Source organism: Aquiluna sp. Uisw_065 (assembly GCF_047731275.1).
Classification (GTDB): domain Bacteria; phylum Actinomycetota; class Actinomycetes; order Actinomycetales; family Microbacteriaceae; genus Aquiluna.
In genome coordinates, this window is record NZ_CP159836.1 from 1,143,113 (window position 1) to 1,161,467 (window position 18,355).

At 51.5% G+C, this 18,355-nt stretch carries 14 protein-coding genes; 2 read left to right on the forward strand and 12 right to left on the reverse strand.

From position 1 onward, the window contains the following. Positions 1 to 49: 49 nt before the first annotated feature. The 5 genes from pntB to ABXT50_RS05805 all read right to left on the reverse strand — a co-directional run bounded on the left by pntB (position 50) and on the right by ABXT50_RS05805 (position 6,729). Entirely contained in the window at positions 50 to 1,447 is a 1,398-nt protein-coding gene (gene pntB / locus ABXT50_RS05785; RefSeq protein ID WP_415273927.1) for a Re/Si-specific NAD(P)(+) transhydrogenase subunit beta, read from the reverse strand. Beyond that, the gene (locus ABXT50_RS05790; RefSeq protein ID WP_415273928.1) at positions 1,444 to 2,979 is read right to left on the reverse strand and encodes a Re/Si-specific NAD(P)(+) transhydrogenase subunit alpha; all 1,536 of its coding nucleotides are present in this window, start codon (positions 2,977 to 2,979) and stop codon (positions 1,444 to 1,446) included. Before ABXT50_RS05790 ends, pntB begins: the two co-directional genes overlap by 4 nt. Positions 2,980 to 3,698: 719 nt before the next feature. Beyond that, positions 3,699 to 4,793 carry a hypothetical protein gene (locus tag ABXT50_RS05795; RefSeq protein WP_415273929.1) on the reverse strand — a complete coding sequence of 365 codons (1,095 nt, stop codon included), beginning with the start codon at positions 4,791 to 4,793 and terminating at the stop codon, positions 3,699 to 3,701. Positions 4,794 to 4,842: 49 nt separating this feature from the next. Continuing rightward, positions 4,843 to 5,577, reverse strand: a complete 735-nt coding sequence (locus ABXT50_RS05800; RefSeq protein WP_415273930.1) for a hypothetical protein — start codon at positions 5,575 to 5,577, stop codon at positions 4,843 to 4,845. Positions 5,578 to 6,081: 504 nt separating this feature from the next. Then, positions 6,082 to 6,729 carry an LON peptidase substrate-binding domain-containing protein gene (locus ABXT50_RS05805; protein ID WP_415273931.1) on the reverse strand — a complete coding sequence of 216 codons (648 nt, stop codon included), beginning with the start codon at positions 6,727 to 6,729 and terminating at the stop codon, positions 6,082 to 6,084. Between the two features lie 199 nt (positions 6,730 to 6,928). Here ABXT50_RS05805 and ABXT50_RS05810 point away from each other — a divergent pair, with 199 nt between their 5' ends. Beyond that, entirely contained in the window at positions 6,929 to 7,372 is a 444-nt protein-coding gene (locus ABXT50_RS05810; RefSeq protein WP_415273932.1) for a hypothetical protein, read from the forward strand. 73 nt (positions 7,373 to 7,445) lie between these two features. Here ABXT50_RS05810 and ABXT50_RS05815 read toward each other — a convergent pair whose 3' ends face one another. From ABXT50_RS05815 to ABXT50_RS05830, 4 genes are all read right to left on the reverse strand, one after another. Beyond that, positions 7,446 to 8,963, reverse strand: coding sequence for a cryptochrome/photolyase family protein (locus ABXT50_RS05815; RefSeq protein ID WP_415273933.1), 1,518 nt, complete (start codon positions 8,961 to 8,963; stop codon positions 7,446 to 7,448). A gap of 119 nt (positions 8,964 to 9,082) precedes the next feature. Continuing rightward, a complete protein-coding gene (locus ABXT50_RS05820) occupies positions 9,083 to 10,315 on the reverse strand; it encodes a sugar ABC transporter permease (protein WP_415273934.1) in 1,233 nt (410 codons plus the stop codon). Positions 10,316 to 10,317: 2 nt separating this feature from the next. Further along, the gene (locus tag ABXT50_RS05825) at positions 10,318 to 11,067 is read right to left on the reverse strand and encodes an ATP-binding cassette domain-containing protein (protein WP_415273935.1); all 750 of its coding nucleotides are present in this window, start codon (positions 11,065 to 11,067) and stop codon (positions 10,318 to 10,320) included. 85 nt (positions 11,068 to 11,152) lie between these two features. Then, entirely contained in the window at positions 11,153 to 12,229 is a 1,077-nt protein-coding gene (locus ABXT50_RS05830) for a sugar ABC transporter substrate-binding protein (RefSeq protein ID WP_415273936.1), read from the reverse strand. A gap of 246 nt (positions 12,230 to 12,475) precedes the next feature. On the opposite strand from ABXT50_RS05830, the gene ABXT50_RS05835 reads away from it, so the two are divergent. Next, on the forward strand, positions 12,476 to 13,672 hold the full coding sequence (locus tag ABXT50_RS05835; protein ID WP_415273937.1) for an ROK family protein: 1,197 nt from the start codon (positions 12,476 to 12,478) through the stop codon (positions 13,670 to 13,672). Positions 13,673 to 13,707: 35 nt separating this feature from the next. Here ABXT50_RS05835 and ABXT50_RS05840 read toward each other — a convergent pair whose 3' ends face one another. From ABXT50_RS05840 to ABXT50_RS05850, 3 genes are all read right to left on the reverse strand, one after another. Continuing rightward, positions 13,708 to 14,298 (reverse strand): DUF305 domain-containing protein, encoded by a 591-nt coding sequence (locus tag ABXT50_RS05840; RefSeq protein ID WP_415273938.1) that lies wholly within the window; start codon positions 14,296 to 14,298, stop codon positions 13,708 to 13,710. Positions 14,299 to 14,480: 182 nt separating this feature from the next. Beyond that, on the reverse strand, positions 14,481 to 15,293 hold the full coding sequence (gene heR, locus ABXT50_RS05845; RefSeq protein WP_415273939.1) for a heliorhodopsin HeR: 813 nt from the start codon (positions 15,291 to 15,293) through the stop codon (positions 14,481 to 14,483). A 34-nt stretch (positions 15,294 to 15,327) separates the two neighbouring features. After that, positions 15,328 to 17,901, reverse strand: a complete 2,574-nt coding sequence (locus tag ABXT50_RS05850; protein WP_415273940.1) for an MMPL family transporter — start codon at positions 17,899 to 17,901, stop codon at positions 15,328 to 15,330. Between the last annotated feature and the right edge of the window lie 454 nt (positions 17,902 to 18,355).

Sequence of the window (18,355 nt, forward strand, 5' to 3'; positions counted from 1 at the left end):
GTTGGTCAACGAATTCCACTTCCCTTGTCTTGGAGGTAAAGCCCTGGCTTCAGAGAGCCTTGAGAATGTCCTCAACGCGATCTTTGGCATCGCCAAAGAGCATTCTGGTGTTGTCCTTGTAGAACAGAGGATTTGCAACACCTGCGTAACCAGAGGCCATTGAGCGCTTGAAGACAATCACGTTCTCAGCCTCCCAGACCTTTAGCACCGGCATTCCCGCGATAGGACTACCTGGGTTGTCGGTGGCAGCTGGATTCACGGTGTCATTCGCACCAATAACTAGAACGACTGAGGTCTGAGACAGTTCGTCATTTATCTCGTCCATCTCTAGCACGATGTCATACGGCACCTTGGCTTCAGCAAGGAGCACGTTCATGTGTCCTGGGAGACGTCCAGCGACAGGGTGAATACCAAATCGAACGTTCACACCCTTGTCTCGAAGACGCTTTGCAAGATCTGCCACCGGATACTGAGCTTGGGCAACTGCCATGCCATAGCCCGGAGTAATAACCACGCTGCTGGCATTGCTGAGAAGCTCAGCCACGGACCCGGCATCGATCTCAGTGTGAACACCCTGCTCTTCCTCTTCGGAGGAAGGGGCTTCAATACCGAAGCCGCCGGCTATAACCGAGATGAAGGAACGGTTCATGGCCTTGCACATGATGTAGGACAGGTAGGCACCGGAAGAACCGACTAGGGCACCGGTAACAATCAACAAGTTGTTGCTTAGCAAGAATCCAGTTGCTGCTGCTGCCCAACCGGAGTAGCTGTTGAGCATCGAGACAACCACTGGCATATCTCCGCCACCGATTGATGAAACCAGGTGCCAACCAAGAGCCAGTGCCAAAACCGTTACTGCGATCAAAAGCCACAGGTCCGGTGTAATTACATACCAAACCGTTAGAACCAAAAACCCAACCAATGCCGAAAGATTTAGCAGGTTCTTACCTGGGAGCATCAGTGGCTTAGAGGAAATCCTTGCCGAGAGCTTTAGGTAGGCAACAATCGAACCCGTAAAGGTAACAGCACCAATAAAGACTCCAATGAACACCTCTGCTCGATGAACCCCGATCATCTCAGCGGTAACATCTGCCGTGTGGAGAGCACCGTTCCAACCCACCAACACGGCCGTTAGACCGACGAAGCTATGGAACAGGGCAATCAGCTCAGGCATACCCGTCATTGCAACCACCCGGGCCCGCCAGAGTCCAATTAGCGCGCCTATCAACAGTGCTGCAACCAAGAGCACAAAGCCCGTGGAGGTTGAGTCGTTCCACTCCCCTGAGAGTGTGAGCCAAATGGTTGCGGAGATGGCGACAGCCATGCCTGTCATTCCGTAGACCACGCCTGTTCTTGCCGTCTCATGCTTACTGAGACCTGCAAGGCTCATAATGAAAAGCAGTGCGGCGACGATATATGCGGAGTTTGCTAGAGCGACGGCGTTCATCGGCTTTCACCCTTCGTGAACATCTTGAGCATTCGACGGGTAACCGCGAAGCCACCAAAAACATTTATGCTCGCAAGCAACACACCGATTGCAGCGAGAATCTGAATCAAGCTATTGGAATCGGTGACTTGCAAGATTGCCGCTACCACCACGATTCCAGAGATTGCGTTGGTAACGCTCATCAATGGGGTGTGAAGAGCGTGGTGAACCTTGCCAATGACATAGAACCCGACCACAACGGCCAGGGTCAAAATTAGGAAGTGCTGCTGCAACAATGGCGGTGCGAATGAAATCACGGCAAAAGCTGCGGCAAAAGCCAAACCAATCAGCATGCTCTTAGAAAGCGCCGACATCTTCTTTTTGGCAACAACAACGGCTACGGGGGCGGCGGCCTGCGGGGCTGCCGAGACTTGAATTGGAGGCGGTGGCCACGTTACCTCGCCGGCCTTGACTACTGTCACGGCCCGCTGAACCACATCCTCGAAATCAATCACAAGTTTGCCGTCTGCAGCTGGTGTGAGCAGCTTCAAAAGGTTTACCAGGTTGGTGCCGTAAAGCTGTGAGGATTGAGCCGGGAGCCTGCTTGGCAGATCGGTGTAACCAAGGATGGTGACGCCGTTTTTGGTTACGATCTTTTTTCCTGCGACTGAACCAGCGACGTTACCGCCCTGGGCTGCAGCCATGTCTACAATCACGCTTCCGGACTTCATAAGGGCGACGTCTTTTGCAGTTATTAGCTTTGGAGCGGGTCGTCCAGGGATCAAAGCAGTGGTAATAATAATGTCCACTTCCGCAGCCTGCTCTGAATAAATCTCTGCGGCACGCTTGTTATAAGCATCGCTTGTGGCCTTGGCATAGCCGTCACCGGTCTCCATCTTCTCTTCAACCTCAACGGGCAAATACACGCCTCCGATTGACCGAACCTGATCGGACACCTCTGGGCGAGGATCGGTTGCCCGGACGATAGCTCCGAGACTCGATGCCGATCCAATTGCGGCTAGCCCCGCCACTCCGGCTCCCGCGACCAAGACCTTGGCGGGCGGCACTTTTCCAGCGGCGGTGACCTGACCGGTGAAGAAGCGACCAAATTCGTGAGCGGCTTCAATAACCGCTCGGTAACCAGCGATGTTCGCCATTGAACTGAGCACGTCCATGGACTGAGCTCTGGAAATTCTTGGCACTGCATCCATTGCGAGCGCGGTGACTTTTCGCTTGGCAAGAGCCTCAAGTAGCTCTGGCTTGAACGCGGGGCTCAATAGGCCCACAAGAACTGTTCCGGCCTGCAGTTTCTTTACTTCGGTTTCCGTAGGGGCATCCACCTTCAAAATGATGTCTGCTTTCCATGCGGAGGCCGCAGCAACTACCTTGGCACCGGCCTCGGCATAAGCAGAGTCCGGGAATGCGGCTTTGGCTCCCGCGCCTTTTTGTACTAAGACCTCATAGCCCAGTTCAAGCAGCTTCTTTACAGTTGCTGGGGTGGCCGAAACTCTAGATTCTTGTGACTGCTCGGTCACTACTCCAATTACTGACATCTACTCTTCCCTGTCGATTTGTTAGTCAACTCACGAGCAGCGCTCGCAATTCCCCAATACGTTATCGCCTTTTATGAGCCTTAGCGCGCGTTTTGGGCCTGTTGATTTTTGTCCGACACGCGGCAACCAAGAGACGAGGGGTCAATCCGGCAGGAACTGGCCCATGAAGACTCTGCTCCTCATGGCTTCAGCAAATTCTTCAGCGGCTTCGTGCTCTTGGTGGGCCTTGCGGATTGCTTCACCGAATTGCCAAGCAGTAACCGGGAACGAGATGCACAGAGCTATATCCAAACTGAAACGCGCGATAGCTCTTCGGGGAGCTTGGCTTTATAGGAGCAAGTGCAAAGAGCAGCGCGATAGCTGGGGGTCAACTAATCCCCAAATGCAAGCTAAAAGCTTCGGTGGCCAGCCGCCGAAAAAGAATTTTTTTCGCTCAACAATCGCCGCCATCTTTAGCACTCAAAAACTTATTAGCGCTTTCCAATTTTCCCATCATGCTAAGCCACGGGCATGTAATCTGCGGGACTCGAGTTACTTTTTTCCCTAGCGATTTTCGATTTCTTTGCTTCTTGACTTCTTGGTTTCTGGGCCGCGTCCTTCAACTTAGGGCCCAGCCAGCAACTCCTCGATGGTTGGAGTTTTAAGAGGTAGCTCTTCTATTGGTTTCCGCTGAAACTTTTTTGGGCACGTAGGCTTGGGTTCTATCGGGACCTAGGTCTCTAGTGCCGCCGCTGCTTTTTACTTCCTTTTTTCAGCCGTTTCTGCTTACCTCTCCTGACCTTTTCAGTTTTGGGTTTCTTGAGCTTTGTCGGTGTCTCTAAATCGGTGTCCCTAAGTGATGGTCGCCTGAACAGGCGAATCCCAATGACCATCAAAATGCCAGACAGCAGCACCAGCCCAATCCACGGAGCTAAGTCCCAGAACTTTAGAGTGCCAGGTGAGAGGTATTCGATGTAGACGTCAAAAACTCTTGATTCCTTCACGCCCAACTGTTCAGCCGTGACGAAGGCGCTGTAGCTACCTTCTTCTATTTCCTCGTCAGCAACGATGTCAATAAAGCCAAGCGCGCCTGCAGCAATCTCTCTAGAGCGATACTCGTATGGACCAAAGAGTCGGTCTACAAAGACGGCATCGCTTAGCTGAACTGACCCAGCAAGAATGACCGGCACTGTCCCCTCGTTGCGGAAAAAAGTGCGAAGGTATTTCTCCCCGTCGATCAAAACTCCCTCGACGTATTGAATAGAAAACATTGGATTTAAGGCTGACATGTCTCCAATTGCGAGCTTGAAGGGGATTCCTATTCCAGCCTCAGCCGCGATAATTCCGACAGCACCTCCTCTGGGGCTATCGACTTCCGCCTCTCCTTTAGCCGTGGCAATTACGACCATCAATCCCTCAACAAGCCCTTGTCTTGCATTTTGGGGAATTGTCGCCACTATCTCGAAGGTCTTTACTTCACCCGGTTCAACGCTTGGGAACTCTTCGGTGAATTGAAACCAGTCCTGAGCTTTGCTGAGCTCTGTCTGCTGGTAAGTCTTTTCCCCGTTTATGATCTGAACTTCGTAAAACCTCAGCTCAAGATTCTGAGCAATATCATTCTGCCCGCCAACTGTTATCCTTCGAGTAACTTCTGCGCCTTGGTCTCCCAAAAACCAGATTTCCTTGCTCGACGACCTATTACTATTATCGCTTTGTGCCTCAACGTTTACAGATATCCCAAGAGTTGCCCCTAGGGCCGGGAGCCCGCCAAAAAAACAAAAAACAATCAAGGCCAAGCTGACGAGCCGGGCCTTGATTGTTCTAATTGACGTCATTCAATTGTTCCTAAGTAACTCTCACTTCACAGCTACTGCGATAGTTACTTCAGCTGCCGTTTACAGCCACGAGCGTCGTTGTTAGAGTGACGCCTCTAAAGGAATACTCTTCCCCGGCTCCCGCGGGTTCTATGCCGCCAGGAAGCGTTAGCTTAACTCCATAACCACTATCGCATCGAAGTCCAGAAAGCAGCTGACTGCTTAGCACTTTTGCCATGTCCGCAATCTTTAGGGCTGTGCCGCTGGTGGTCGGACCCAGCTGCAGTGTTGCAGGTGAAATCCATGTGGTCTTATCGGCGCATTCACCCACTGTTATCACCAAGGGGGACGTAGTGAGATTTATATCCATGGTGGGATCAAGCACAACTGTACCTGCACCGTTGACCTGGTACTCAGCCAGGAACTTCGTTGCATTGATGCTCATCGTGATCTCTGGTCGCGTTTTTTTTGATGCGTCCAACCCATCGTAGAAAATGCAGGGTGTGTGTCCCGTCGAAGTCGCACCGTCTTGCTTACCGGAGACATAAATGTTTAGATCCTGATCCGCAAGAGTGAGATCTAAGGGCACGCCTGTGTACTTCGTGGCGCCTGAACTCCCGACTACGAAGCTTGTAGGTATGGCAACAATTTTCCAATCGCACTTTGCATCTGTGAGCACAGTTCCGACTATGCCACCACCGCCCACAGTTACCGCAAGTGCGGCCGGTGCGACGATCATTAGGCTGGCAAACCCGGACACTGCGAGGCTGATAAACGCAGCCCCTAATTTTTTTCTCTGGTTCATAACAATTCCATTCAAAGCTTCGATGAAAATAACACTCGTTTTCAAAGCTAGTGGTTTTGACTGGTCTAGACCGGTCAAAATAAAATGTCTAGCCGGTCAAGGGTCAGGCCCCAGCCAATTAGGGCTCATTCAATAATTACCCCGACTTAGAGAGCCCGCTTCCACTGGTTAACTTGCGCAACGAAGGAGCTTGAGCATTCTTTTGCCAGTGAGTAATTTTGGAAGCGAGATTGGCTTTGCGAAGAGAGCCTTGCTTCGACGAAATAACGTCTGCCGCTTGCGAACGCAGCTGGCGCTCAAAAGACCGTTTCCTTGAATGCCTTCTATGCCAATGACGACTCGCGGGCCCTAGTGTGGGTATTGGGTATCTAACTCGATAAAATTCCAACTCTGAACTCGAAAATTACGGATTAGAAATTCTCACCACGTTGCTTGAATCGTATAACTTGAACCTCAGAGTTTTGACATCGGCCTCGGTGGAAAGCTAGGAAGCAGCTTTGGGGTCTAGTCCTCATCGTCAGTCAAGCCGACGCCTTCTTGGTCAGTAATCATCGCGTGGAGAGTGTCATCGGCGTTGTCAACGATATGCTGCGCCCTTGTCAAAAGTTCTTCAGTGGACTGCGACTGCAACAAATCGATCTGATCCAACTGGCCAACCGGTAGCACGCCCGCCAATTGCCAGGACGCCTCCAAGGGGTCATCACTCAAAACCGTGTCCGCTCCATACTGCAAATCAGCAAACTCACTTGCAAAAGACAAAAGCTTTCGGACCTTTGTCTCGAGTTCTTGCCGAAGCGGTTCAAGGGCTTTATCCCAAACCAGATCGGGCAGGAAGTCAATATCGGCTACCGGGTATGGGTCATCCGGAAGCCAAGCGTTTACCTTGAACCGGGATCCCCCAACCGACTGCAAGCCATAAAACTCTTCGGTGGTACCGATGTCTGTCACTAGAGCGACCGTACCCATATCGAAGCGCTTTTCCTTGCCTCGCTCGTCCTCACCACGACCGTTTAGAACCACACCAAACTCTGGGTTTTCATCTCCGAGCAAATCTCCCAGCAGCTTTAGATAGCGCTCTTCGAAGATTCTAAGATCAAGGGGCAAATGGGGCATAAGAACAAGGCCCAAAGGAAACATTGGCATTACTGGCATGAGGCAACCTCAACAATCAGGCTTTTTTCAAGCCGCTTAGTTTTCTTATTACTCAATTTTTAGCATCCAATCGCACTTGCCTGAAATCAGTCAAACCAAGCAAAAACTAATTAAATTTCAACAAGACCTTCAATCACTCCCCTGTTATAGCCGCGGCCTGCTCTTAGCCTGACTAAAGTTCAGTATGAGGGCGGTAACAATGAGCGATTTAAACCAAATAGGCCAAAAAGATAACTGGCGCTGTTGGCTGTGCGATGAACAGGTAGACCCGGACGGCTCCGTGAATTCTGACCAAGGTCCAAGTACCGACAGCTACGCAGCTTCAAAGGCCAAAAAGGGAGCCACGACCGTTGAGCGACTAGCCCACCGATCTTGCAACACTATGCGCGGCAAGGTTGCCCCGGTAGTTCCTTGGTCAAAAGATCTCTTTGTTTTTGACCCAGCACCAATTTTCGAATCGGTCGAACGACTTGCAAAAAAAGGCGGGAGGGAAGCGGTCGGCCGTTGCGCAACCAACGAAGACGCCGAACAGGCGTCGCTCTGGCTATTGGACCGCTTGTCAAGGCTCGCGCCAACCACCAAGTTCTTCACCGAAATAACCCCCGGAGCCGGCCAGTTTCTTCTGAAACTCAGCGCAAAGTAGCAAGGCGACAGACAGCGGCGTTGTCGGGAGATTTGAGAGCCATTCCACCCGTCTAATTGCTCGATCCTTGGGCTTAGATTTTTCCTTCGCTCAAGCCGTTTAGAACCTCCTGGGCACGAGTCTTGAGCTCCGGCAAGTCAGATAGCCGATTCAGACCAAACACCTGTTGACTCATGCGGTGATTTTTCTTGAATTCATCTTTGTGTCGGTCAAGAAAATCCCAATACAAAGTGGTGAAAGGACAGGCGTCATCGCCCACTCGCTTCTTAGGGTCGTATGCACAGCCCTTGCAGTACTGCGTCATCCGATTGATATAAGCACCGCCAGCGGCATACGGCTTAGTCATAAGGCGGCCGCTATCGGCATGAACTCCCATGCCGATGATGTTCGGCACCATTACCCATTCGGCTGCATCGACAAACTGCTCTCGCATCCAATCTAAAAACTCCTGTGGATTGGTGCCGGTGACAAGGGCCAAGTTACTAAGAATCATGAGTCTTGGAATGTGGTGGGTCCAAGCTCGCGTCTCGACGTGTGAAACAACTTGGCTAACGCAGTTCATTTTGGTTTTTGATGAATCTGCAAACAGGGGTAATAGTTTTCTGGTCGCGCCGAGGCCGTTTAGCTCCTTGTAGTCTTCGCCCAAAAACCAGTACATGCCATTTATGTACTCGCGCCAGCCAATGATTTGCCGAACGAAGGCTTCCACTGACTCAATCGGAGCATGTCCATCGTCGTAGCGCTCGACGGCCGCCGCAACGACCTCAGCCGGTGTGATCAGGCCGTTATTCAGATACGGGCTCAAAAGACTGTGATGCAGGGACCATTCATCCAGTGTCACGGCATCTTCGTATGGTCCAAAACCGGCGAGATGATTAGTTAAGAAGTGTCCAAGCTGCCTAAGAGCTCCCTCACGAGTTGTGGCCCAACTATCAGTCGGTTCATAGTTCAAACTCTTTGCCACCTCGAGATCGACTTCGTCGCGAGAGTGGTTGAGCCTATCTGGCCAGGTGTAGTTCTTTGGTGGTGGCAGCCGGTTATCGGCATCGAAGTTCCAGCGGCCCTGTTCCGGCTTACCATCCGTTACCAACAGGTTAAGACGAACTCTTTGAGCCCTATAGAAGTTCTCCATTACAAAGCTCTTTTGGCCACCGGCCCACTCCTGAAATAAAGTCCTTGGTGTCAAGAAAAAATCATTCTCCACAAACTCGACACCGAAATTGGCAAGCTGAGATCGCTGCCTAAAAGAAGACGGCTCTGCACACAAGACAGGCAATTCCCCAACGGCCTCTCTGGCCTCGGCGATTCCCGCAGTTGTGGTCTCGGCCTCGATAAATAAAACCGCAAAGCCAGATTTTTCAAGTTCCAGAGCGAAGTGCCTGGCAGAAGAGATCAGGAAAAATAGCCGTTCTTTATGAAACGGCCGGCCAGTGACCATTCGTTCACTCTGCACAAGCAGCACGACATCGGTTGCCGAGTCCGCGTTTTTTAGAACCCCGCGGTCGAGGTTTAGATGGTCAAAAGGAACCAAAAGTAGCCGCTTAAAAGCCTTCGGGTCATCCAAGCTGCCTAGCTTTAGAGTTACAGTCATTTATAAATGGTAAGCATAAAATTCTTCGATAAGGCTGGTTTCTAGCAATAAGCGCAGTGCCATGGCCAAACGGAAACGTACTTGGTCAAACTACAAAACCAAATCAAACTTTATGGTTTTTAGATTCGCATCCCAGGGGCTCGTTTTCTGGCTAAAGCATCCACGGTCGCGGCCAGTGCAAGCACTACTCCGGTCACGATGAAGCTAACGCCAGCAGGGAAGCCCATTAGGCCCAAGCCGTTGTCAATTATTGAAATCACAATGGCTCCAATGGCAGCATTAAATAATTTTCCTCTTCCACCAAAGAGGCTAACGCCACCCACCACAGCCGCCGCTACAGCCGATAGAACGATAATCTTTCCGGCGGCTGCCTCAACGGCTCCAATTCGGCTGATGTGCATCAGCCCGCCCATGGTGGCAAGTGTCGAAGTAATCATGAAGGCATAGATGCGGATACGAGCGACATTGATTCCGGCACGTCGTGCGGCCTCCGGATTCCCACCCACCGCATACAAATAGCGACCGAATCGTGTCCTGTTCAAAACGAAGGTTCCGGCGAACATCAAGAGAATCACAATGGGGACCACGATTGGAACTCCCCGAATTGGGTTAGCGGCAACCAAGCTGCGAGGCAAGTTGAGCATGAACACTATTCCGCCACCAACAACCAAATACGCCACAATCTTGGCGACCAGGAAAATCATTGGTCGAACTGGAAGGTCGACACGTAGCCTGCGGGATCTATCCCAAACTGATAGCACAAGTGCAACTATGACGGTGACGGCAAGAACAGCCCAACCGCCCCACACCGGAAGGTTCACGTTCATAATTGCCTTGATTGGCTCAACCTCTAGTCGAAGAATTCCACCAGAACCCAAGATAATCAACATCACACCTGGAAAACCAAGATAAAAAGCAAGTGAGATCACAAAAGACGGCACACCGATCTTGGCTACGAACATACCTAATACCCAGCCAGTTACGAGCCCAACCAGGAATCCAAGCGCTAAAGCCACAGGCCAGTCCCAGCCGGTGTTTGTTAGTTTCACGAACAGAGCCATACCGGTGGCAGCGGTGACGCCGGCGCTTAGGTCAATCTCTCCAAGCAGTAGAACAAACACAAGTGCCATGGCAGTAACCATCAGCACTGCCGACTGAACAAACAGGTTTGCGATGTTTATCTCAGTCAAAAAATAGGGGGAAAGATTAGCAAATAGCGCCATCAGGACGATAACCGCTGCCATCGCTGGTAGCGCACCCATGTCGCCGCCCTTGAGCCTGGAGAAATAAGCAGAAACTTGTCCTTTAACTCCACCTTCGTGACCGGTTTGCAGTGTTACCTTCTCAGCCACGATCAGCCTTCCTTAACATTTGTTGCAATGCCGGTGATATAACCGATGACCTCATTGCTGGTGGTCTTTGCGGTCTCCAGCTGTGCAACCATGTTCCCTAAATACAGAACGGCAATGTCGTCCGCTACTTTGAAAACATCGTAGAGATTGTGGCTAATCATTAGAACGCCATAGCCCTGATCCGCCAAGCGGCGGACCAAGTTCAAAACCTGCTCGGTTTGAGCGACACCTAAAGCGGCGGTCGGTTCGTCGAGAATCACTAGTCGCGCGTCGCGCAAGACGGTTCTGGCAATCGCCACGGTTTGGCGTTGGCCACCGGATAGCGAGGAAACCGTCTGCCTGACCGACCGAACGGTTTTTACCGATAAGGATTGCAGGGCTCTCGCCGCTGCGGCTTCCATTTCTGCTTCGCTCAGAGTTCCAGACTTAAGGGTCTCGCGACCCAAAAACATGTTTTGGACGATGTCGAGGTTTTCGCAGAGCGCTAGGTCCTGATAAACGACTTCAATGCCGAGTGCCGATGCCTCGCGAGGTGAATGAAGCTGCTGAAGCTCGCCGTCAAATCTAACTTCTCCGGAGTCATAAGGCTGAACTCCAGCCAGGCCCTTGATGAGAGTTGACTTACCGGCTCCGTTGTCTCCGACAAGGGCTGTTACTTTTCCTGCAAAAACTTCTAGGTCGACGCCCTTTAGAACGTCTACTGGACCGAAGCTCTTTTTAACGTTCTTGAGCTGAACGAGTGCCTGCGACATTGTGGGGCCTCTTGCTCTTATTAGAAGCTCATTCCCGGGCGGAAACCGCCCGGGAATGAGCTAGTTACTAATTACTAGTTGCTAATTACTCTACGCCGTAGGTGGCGCAAGCTGCTGCCACTTCTGGGGTGCAAAGGTCCGCTGCGGTGGCCTGGCCGTCGGCTACGACGTCCTTGACCAACTCAGCAGTTGTGATGATTGGATCGATCGCGATAAACGGGGTTCCGTCGTCAAGAGTCTTGTTAGCTGTGACGGTTTCGCCCGAAAGGATCGCTTCAATGATCTTTAGAGCCGCAGCAACCTGAAGCTGGAATGGCTTGTAAACCGTTCCGTACTGCTTGCCCAAAAGTACATTCTGAAGACCAGCTGTTGATGCGTCCTGACCTGACACTGGAACGGTTAGGCCGTTCTTGTCCAGGATTGAGATGATCGAGGCTGCGTTGTTGTCGTTTGGAGCTAGAACTGCGTCAACATTTCCACCAACTGCGGTGAAAGCCTGCTCGAACAATGTTCCAGCCTTTGCGCCGTCCCAGGTTCCCTCCATGGTGAAAGCAGGTGATGCACCAGCGGCGTCAAGAACGCTCTTGGCACCATCGAAGAACATAGCTGCGTTACCGTCGGATGGGTCACCCGATGAGTAGATGATGCTAGCGGTTGCTGGGTCTTTGCCCGCAGCCACAAGTCCGTCAACGATCATCTGTCCCTGAAGGGCACCAACTGTGAAGTTGTCGAATGATACGTAGTAGTCCGCTCCAGCAATTGGACGGTCATAGGCGATAACTGGCACTCCAGCTGCCTTTGCCTTCTCGGCAACAGCTGCACCAGCACCCTGGTAGTCAACTAGAAGCATTACATCGCAACCCTTGGTTAGCTGAGCCTCAGCAATGGTTGCGTACTTTGCGGTGTCGGACTGAGCGTTCTGGATGTCAGCCTCGTAGCCAGCAGCTGTTAGGCCGGTCTCTAGGGCTGGACGGTCGCCCGGCTCCCAACGAGTTCCTGCGTCAGCATCTGGAAGGATAACGCAAGCGCGTAGCGCTTCGGCTACGGTCTCACCAGCAGCTGCAGTGGAGGTTTCTTCGGTTGCAGTGTCTGCTGCACAGCCTGCCAGCACCAAAGATGCGGCTGCAACTGCAGCTAGAGAAGCAATTCTGAACTTCTTCATTTTTCCCCTTATTTTTTCTAAGTAGTTTGTCTCAACCCGGCTCGAGCCAAGTCGGCTGAAGTAGGTTCCCTTATGTTTCCACACGAAACAAATGAATATAGATCATTTTTATCAAGATTCGATAACAATTGCCATATACGGGGTCTATTTAAGGTGGTGCCGCGTGATTGTTCTGCGACTCTATTCATTTAATAGGCTTGTTTGTATGCTACCTAGACAAACTAAACGAAAGTATCAGTGACTGAGATGACCTCCAAAGCGACCCCGATGTTTGAGGCCCGAGCCTCAGGACAGTCGAGCCTCTCAATCGTCCTTGGTCTGATTCATGAGCACCGCGCAATTACCCGCTCTGAGATTTGCAGCATTACGGGCTTAAGTCGATCCACGGTTGCCAAGCTCGTAACAACGCTGGTGAATTTAGGATTTGCCTCGGACACCGGAGCTGAACAAATTGATCGAGTAGGTCGACCTAGCATGGGCGTTGACGCCTCCAAAGAATTGCTTGCAATTTCAGTCCACCCCGAGGTCGACTATCTTGAGGTCAAGGCCGTTGCCTTCAACGGAACCATCGTTCATTCGGAAAAACGCCTCTACGATGAGCCAATCGGCGCGCACCAAGCAGTCGAAGACATGGTTCAGGTTATTGACAACCTCATCGTTGAGCTTCAAACCAGCGACACCTCCTACCGAATTCTCGGAATTGGTGTCATTGTGCCGGGCCAAATCAACTCCTCGACCGGAATCGTTAGACAGGCCCCCCATCTGCAATGGTCTGAGTTCCCAATTCGCGACTTACTAACTCAGCGGCTGTCGATGCCGGTTTTTGTCGCAAACGATGCATCTTTAGGCTGCAAGGCCGAGATGGCTTATGGGGCAGCCAAGGGCGCCACAGATGTTGTCTACATGCACGGCACCTCCGGTATCGGAGGAGGTGTGTTCATGAATGGCACCGAGCTAAAGGGTTTTCGCGGCTACGCCGGAGAACTGGGCCACATGAGAATCAGTTCGGGCAAAGAGCTGGACTACTCGGGAATTCAGGGAACTCTTGAGGCCCTGGTCAGAAGAGATGACCTAGAAGCTGTGTTGGGATTGAAGAACGTGTCCGATGAGGATCTTGAGGTCGCGCTACTGAACAACCGAACTCCAGAATCAACCGCCTTGGCTAGAAAACAAATCGAAGCTCTGGGCATAGCGACAGCAAACCTTGCGAACATTTTTAATCCAGAGGTGTTCGTGCTGGCTGGTTTCCTTAGATTCTTGTACCGATTCGACCAGAACTACTTCCACCGAGTAATCAAAAAACACGCCATTCCGGCAGTGCTGGAAGGCATGCAGGTTTTTGTTAATGAGCTTGGCGCAAACTCACTTGCCATCGGCGCATCCGAGTTGGTTTTTCAAGAGGCGATTGCTGACCCGACAAGGTATGCAACTCGAGTGAAATAAGAGTGCCAATACCGCTCAAAGGTCACAAGTCGCATCTAATTAGTGAGCAATGCCTTTAGTTCGGCAATTTCTAGTGACTGTATTTTGATGACGGTCGTTCCCAGTTCGCGGGCTTCAGGATTTTTAGAGTCCACAACCATTTGAGCCATCTCGATGGCACCTTCGTGGTGTGCAATCATTCCTAAAATGAAAAGCTGATCAAACTCTTCACCGCTGGCATTGGTTAGGCGCTCCAACTCGGCATCCGAAAGCATGCCATCCATGGACATTTGATGACCCATTTCGGTTGCCGCGTTTGCAGCCTTTAGCCAAGAGCGCATTTGCTCAATTTCGGGGCCTTGCTCAGCGCTAATCTTTGACGCTAATGCCTTCACCTCTGGGCTCAGCGCCCTAGATACGGCGAGCGAAGACATGTCGATGGCCTGTTGGTGATGTGGAATCATCATCTGGGCGAACATTATGTCCACCCCAGAAAAGTCAGATGTGTTCACTCCGCTAGCCGACTCGACTCGAGTGTCGCCATGATTCATCATTGACATAGGCATTCCGGCACAGCCTGTCACCGACAAAACCGCTACTAAAACAAGAGCGCGAAAAGCAAACATTCGCGTCAGAACTCGGGTCATGGAATCTTCCTTTATTTATTACGAAAAGAAAACTTGGCTGGTCGAAGTTTTGTTCCTTGTTTAGGGCAATTTCCAGCCGTCACACAGGCAGTTCGACTACCGCTGGCACGACCGGATTCCTTGTCATGCAGATAGTCCCGCTGGCCTCACAAGACCAACGGGACTCTTTACCTACTTATTGGCTAGCTCACCAAAGCCGGAATGATGGCGCCGGAAAATATCTGCCATGCCAAGACCGTCTTAGCAACGAGGCTGAGAGTGATGTAGCTCTTCTCACCGAATAGGTAATTCTTCCAAGGTCCAATTTTCTTGTACTGGAATGCCTGGTTGAAACCAAAGGTGTTGAAGAACAAAAACAATGCGATAACGATGCCGTAGACAAAACCTGGGATTTCGGATGCGTTTGTTGCACCCGGCTGCCAGATGTAGAGAACGAGAATTAGCCAAGGAATGATTCCGGTCATTGATCCGAAGATAAACGGCAGACCCTTGCCGTTTCCAGGAGTTTCGTACTTCTCCTGTAGGGCACCGAACATGATCATGGATGCGTTCACCGCAAAGATTGCCACCAGGGCCGCAATGTCGGTAATACCGTTTAGCAACGCGATGCAGAAGATCATGACTGAGGAGCTCAGCGAGTACTCAACCCAGCGGAAGTAATTGTGGTTTACCTTCAAACCAGCCTTGTAGCGCTGGAAGAACATTGGCGAAGAGATAATGAAGTGGAACAGCGCAGATAGCGCTAAGAATCCAACAATTCCGGCACCAATGTTGATGTCGAAAAGGGTCACCACGTCGACTGGACTCGCCACTCCCGGAGGACCCGTTGGATATTCAATTTTTACCGGATACAGGATCTGATAATCAAGCATTGTCAAAACGTATGAAAACCCAAGCGCTTGGATTAGATGCAAGAACCCGGCAACTACGTTGTACTTTCGTAGTCCCCCAATTTGCCGGTCCGGTGTTTTAGCCGGCTGTATAGTTTTTGCCATTATGAGAACTCCTTAGTTCTAAGTTGTTTTCAGTCTAGGCCTGCGAACGAGAACGCTCGAGCTTTGCTCCCTCAACATCGACATCAGGCAAAAGCTTGTCGAGCCACTTGGGCAAGTACCAAGCCGCTTTTCCAATGACGCTCATCAGAGCCGGTACCAGCAACAGTCGAACCAGGAACGCATCGATCAGGACGCCGATCGCCAACCCGAAGCCCATAGGCTTAATCATGGTGATGTGTGAGAAGGCAAAGCCACCAAACACCGCGACCATGATGATCGCTGCAGCGATAACGACCGGCCTGCCCAAGTGGATACCGGAGTCAATGGAGTCCTTTGCGCTCTTGCCATGAACGTAGGCCTCGCGCATGCCCGAAACCACGAATAGCTGGTAGTCCATTGCAAGGCCGAACAGGATTCCGATCAAAAGAATTGGCAAGAAACTAAGTATTGGACCGGCTTGCGTAACACCCAAAACCTCGGACAACCAACCAAATTGATAGACCGCGACAACCGCACCCAGAGTCGCTCCAACGGTTAGCAGGAAGCCACCGGTTGCGACCAAAGGAACAATGAGCGACCTGAACACCAGAATCAAAAGCAAGAACGACAAAATAACCACTGTGCCGAGGTAAAGCGGCAATACATCGGCCAACTTCTGAGAAATGTCTATATTTACAGCCGCGATACCGGTGACCTCAATGTTTGCGTTGAGCTCATCTGGAAATACTGTTTCAAGTTCTCGAATGTCGAACACCAATTGCTCAGTCTCAGCACTGGTTGGGCCAAATTCTGGCACCAGCACAAACATCAAATCAAGTCCGGAAGTCGAAACTCCTCCAGGAAGCACCGCTGAAACGTTATCCAAAGCGAATAGACGCTCGGTGACCTCGGCTTGCATCTCAAGCTCTGCAATCTCGTCCAGTTTCTCTGGAACATCGACTATTGCAACCAGGCTGCCGTTGGTGCCGGGACCGAAGGCTTCGGAAATTAGCGTGTAGGACTTGAATGCGGTTGAGTCACTGGCTTCGGCCCCTCCGTCTGGCAGAGCCAGACGCATGCTCAAGGCAGGCACTGCCACGATCATCAAAACCGTCACCACACCAATAATGACTACCCAGGGACGCTTGTTGGCAAACACGGGCTTGTGGCTAGCGTTTGCCTCTTCGAGCTCGTAAACCTGCTCTGGGGTGCTCGAAAGGCCTGTTGCTGCGCGCACTGCGCGCTCTTTTTGGGTCAGGACTTTTTCTTTTGCGAGACCCAGCACCGCAGGGACCAGTGTCAGTGCAACCGAAACTGCAACCACAATCGCCAACGCTCCAGCGCTACCCATCAGGCCTAGGAAGCCCACACCGGTTAAGTTCAGAGCCAAGAGGGCAATGACTACCGTGATCCCTGCAAAGACGACGGCATTACCACTGGTGCCATTGGCAAGTCCGATGGATTCTTGAAGTTCAACCCCAGCTTTTAGCTGGCGTCGATGACGATTCAAAATAAATAACGAGTAATCAATTCCCACCGCAAGTCCAAGCATGATTCCCAGCAACGGAGTGGTGCTGGTCATTTCAATCACGGAAGACAGAGCAAAGGTTATAGCAGCAGAGATAGCGACCCCAGTGATAGCCGCAATCACTGGAAGGCCGGCACCGATGAAGGTTCGAAGCATTATTGCAAGAACAAGAGCTGCGATCGCCAAGCCAATTATTTCCCCGATGCCCAGAAGTCCATCGAGTGAGAACACCAAGGATTGTGAGTATTCGACTTGCATTCCGGCTGAGGTCTGGGCTTCTATGAGAGCTACAACTTCGGAGGCTGCAACCTCATCTAGCTGACCAGTCGGCTGATCAAAGTAAATTGTGGCGAAAGCCGTCTGGCCATCAACTGACACGGTGCGGAAGTTATTTGCGGTACCAAGAAGCTTTTCGCCTGCCACGAGCTGAACCTCATTGCTCGCAAGTTCGGTCTTGCCCGCATCGAGCTTCAATTGGCCGCTGGTTAGCTCGATCTGCTGAAATGCAATTTGATCGAGACCAGCTCGAATCTGAGCTAACCCGGCTATGACCTGATCAGTTCCGGGGGCATTATTGGCAAACATGGCCTCAAGAGTTTGCTGTAACTCTTGAGCCTGGGCCTCCAGATCGGATTTGGCGGCATTCAGTTGATCTTGTCCGGCGTCTAACGAAGCTTGATTTGCACTGATTTCAGCCTTGCCATCTGAGATGGCCACTAGGCCAGCGGCCAAGTCGGCGCGCTGACCGTCGAGAGTGGCTTGAGTGACAAACGGATCAGCAACATCGTCCACAGCGATGAGGGCCTTGACGCTGCTCAAGACCGCTGAAATTCCCGAAATCTCCGCCATTGAAAACTCAGCGCCGTCGGCCTTATGAAATACAACTTGCCCGGACGCTCTGGCCGCCTCGGGGAATGTCTCCTGAAGCGAAGTCGCTAGGTCCTGAGATGGGATGCCATCTAGGGTCATTGTGGTTCCGAGTTTGCCACCTGAGAGCAACGCCGCTGCTCCGGCAGTGCTAATTAGTAGCAGCCAAATTGCTATGACGGCGAATGCTCGTCTGGCAGAAAATTTTCCAAGACGGTAAAGCAGCTGGGCCATTTGTTTCCTAAATAATTTGCGGCACGCACATGCGCGGGCCTTCAAAGCTCCCTCAGGTTAGAAGTCCAGCCTGATAGGTAGCTGGGCGTGAAACTTTGCCCACTGTGCAAACACCCCATCAACCAAAAATCATCCCGCACCAAAGCGACTATGGGTAACTTGACCCATTTGCGCCGCTGCATGGACGGGCTGTCTGTGACCGGCAACACAACTGGTTTCACCGCGGATGAGCAAAAAGGGACGCAAGAATTAGCCGCAATGTAGAAGGATAAGAATTATCAGATTGCCGCAGAGGCAGAAGTAATTGTCAAAATCAAACACAGGCATAAAAGAGATTCCCATGATCGAGCTAATTAAAAGGGCAACTGAGTGACTCTAGATAGTGTTAGCTTCAACTAGAAAGTCATAATTTCAAGCTATCGAGCCCCTGCAGCTAGCATCAAAGTAAGGATGC

Excerpts from the sequence above, each read along its gene's own strand:
- pntB (WP_415273927.1), bottom strand. The coding sequence starts at position 1,447 with ATGAACGCCGTCGCTCTAGCAAACTCCGCATATATCGTCGCCGCACTG.
- ABXT50_RS05790 (WP_415273928.1), bottom strand. The coding sequence starts at position 2,979 with ATGTCAGTAATTGGAGTAGTGACCGAGCAGTCACAAGAATCTAGAGTT.
- ABXT50_RS05795 (WP_415273929.1), bottom strand. The coding sequence starts at position 4,793 with ATGACGTCAATTAGAACAATCAAGGCCCGGCTCGTCAGCTTGGCCTTG.
- ABXT50_RS05800 (WP_415273930.1), bottom strand. The coding sequence starts at position 5,577 with ATGAACCAGAGAAAAAAATTAGGGGCTGCGTTTATCAGCCTCGCAGTG.
- ABXT50_RS05805 (WP_415273931.1), bottom strand. The coding sequence starts at position 6,729 with ATGCCAGTAATGCCAATGTTTCCTTTGGGCCTTGTTCTTATGCCCCAT.
- ABXT50_RS05810 (WP_415273932.1), top strand. The coding sequence starts at position 6,929 with ATGAGCGATTTAAACCAAATAGGCCAAAAAGATAACTGGCGCTGTTGG.
- ABXT50_RS05815 (WP_415273933.1), bottom strand. The coding sequence starts at position 8,963 with ATGACTGTAACTCTAAAGCTAGGCAGCTTGGATGACCCGAAGGCTTTT.
- ABXT50_RS05825 (WP_415273935.1), bottom strand. The coding sequence starts at position 11,067 with ATGTCGCAGGCACTCGTTCAGCTCAAGAACGTTAAAAAGAGCTTCGGT.
- ABXT50_RS05830 (WP_415273936.1), bottom strand. The coding sequence starts at position 12,229 with ATGAAGAAGTTCAGAATTGCTTCTCTAGCTGCAGTTGCAGCCGCATCT.
- ABXT50_RS05835 (WP_415273937.1), top strand. The coding sequence starts at position 12,476 with ATGACCTCCAAAGCGACCCCGATGTTTGAGGCCCGAGCCTCAGGACAG.
- ABXT50_RS05840 (WP_415273938.1), bottom strand. The coding sequence starts at position 14,298 with ATGACCCGAGTTCTGACGCGAATGTTTGCTTTTCGCGCTCTTGTTTTA.
- heR (WP_415273939.1), bottom strand. The coding sequence starts at position 15,293 with ATGGCAAAAACTATACAGCCGGCTAAAACACCGGACCGGCAAATTGGG.
- ABXT50_RS05850 (WP_415273940.1), bottom strand. The coding sequence starts at position 17,901 with ATGGCCCAGCTGCTTTACCGTCTTGGAAAATTTTCTGCCAGACGAGCA.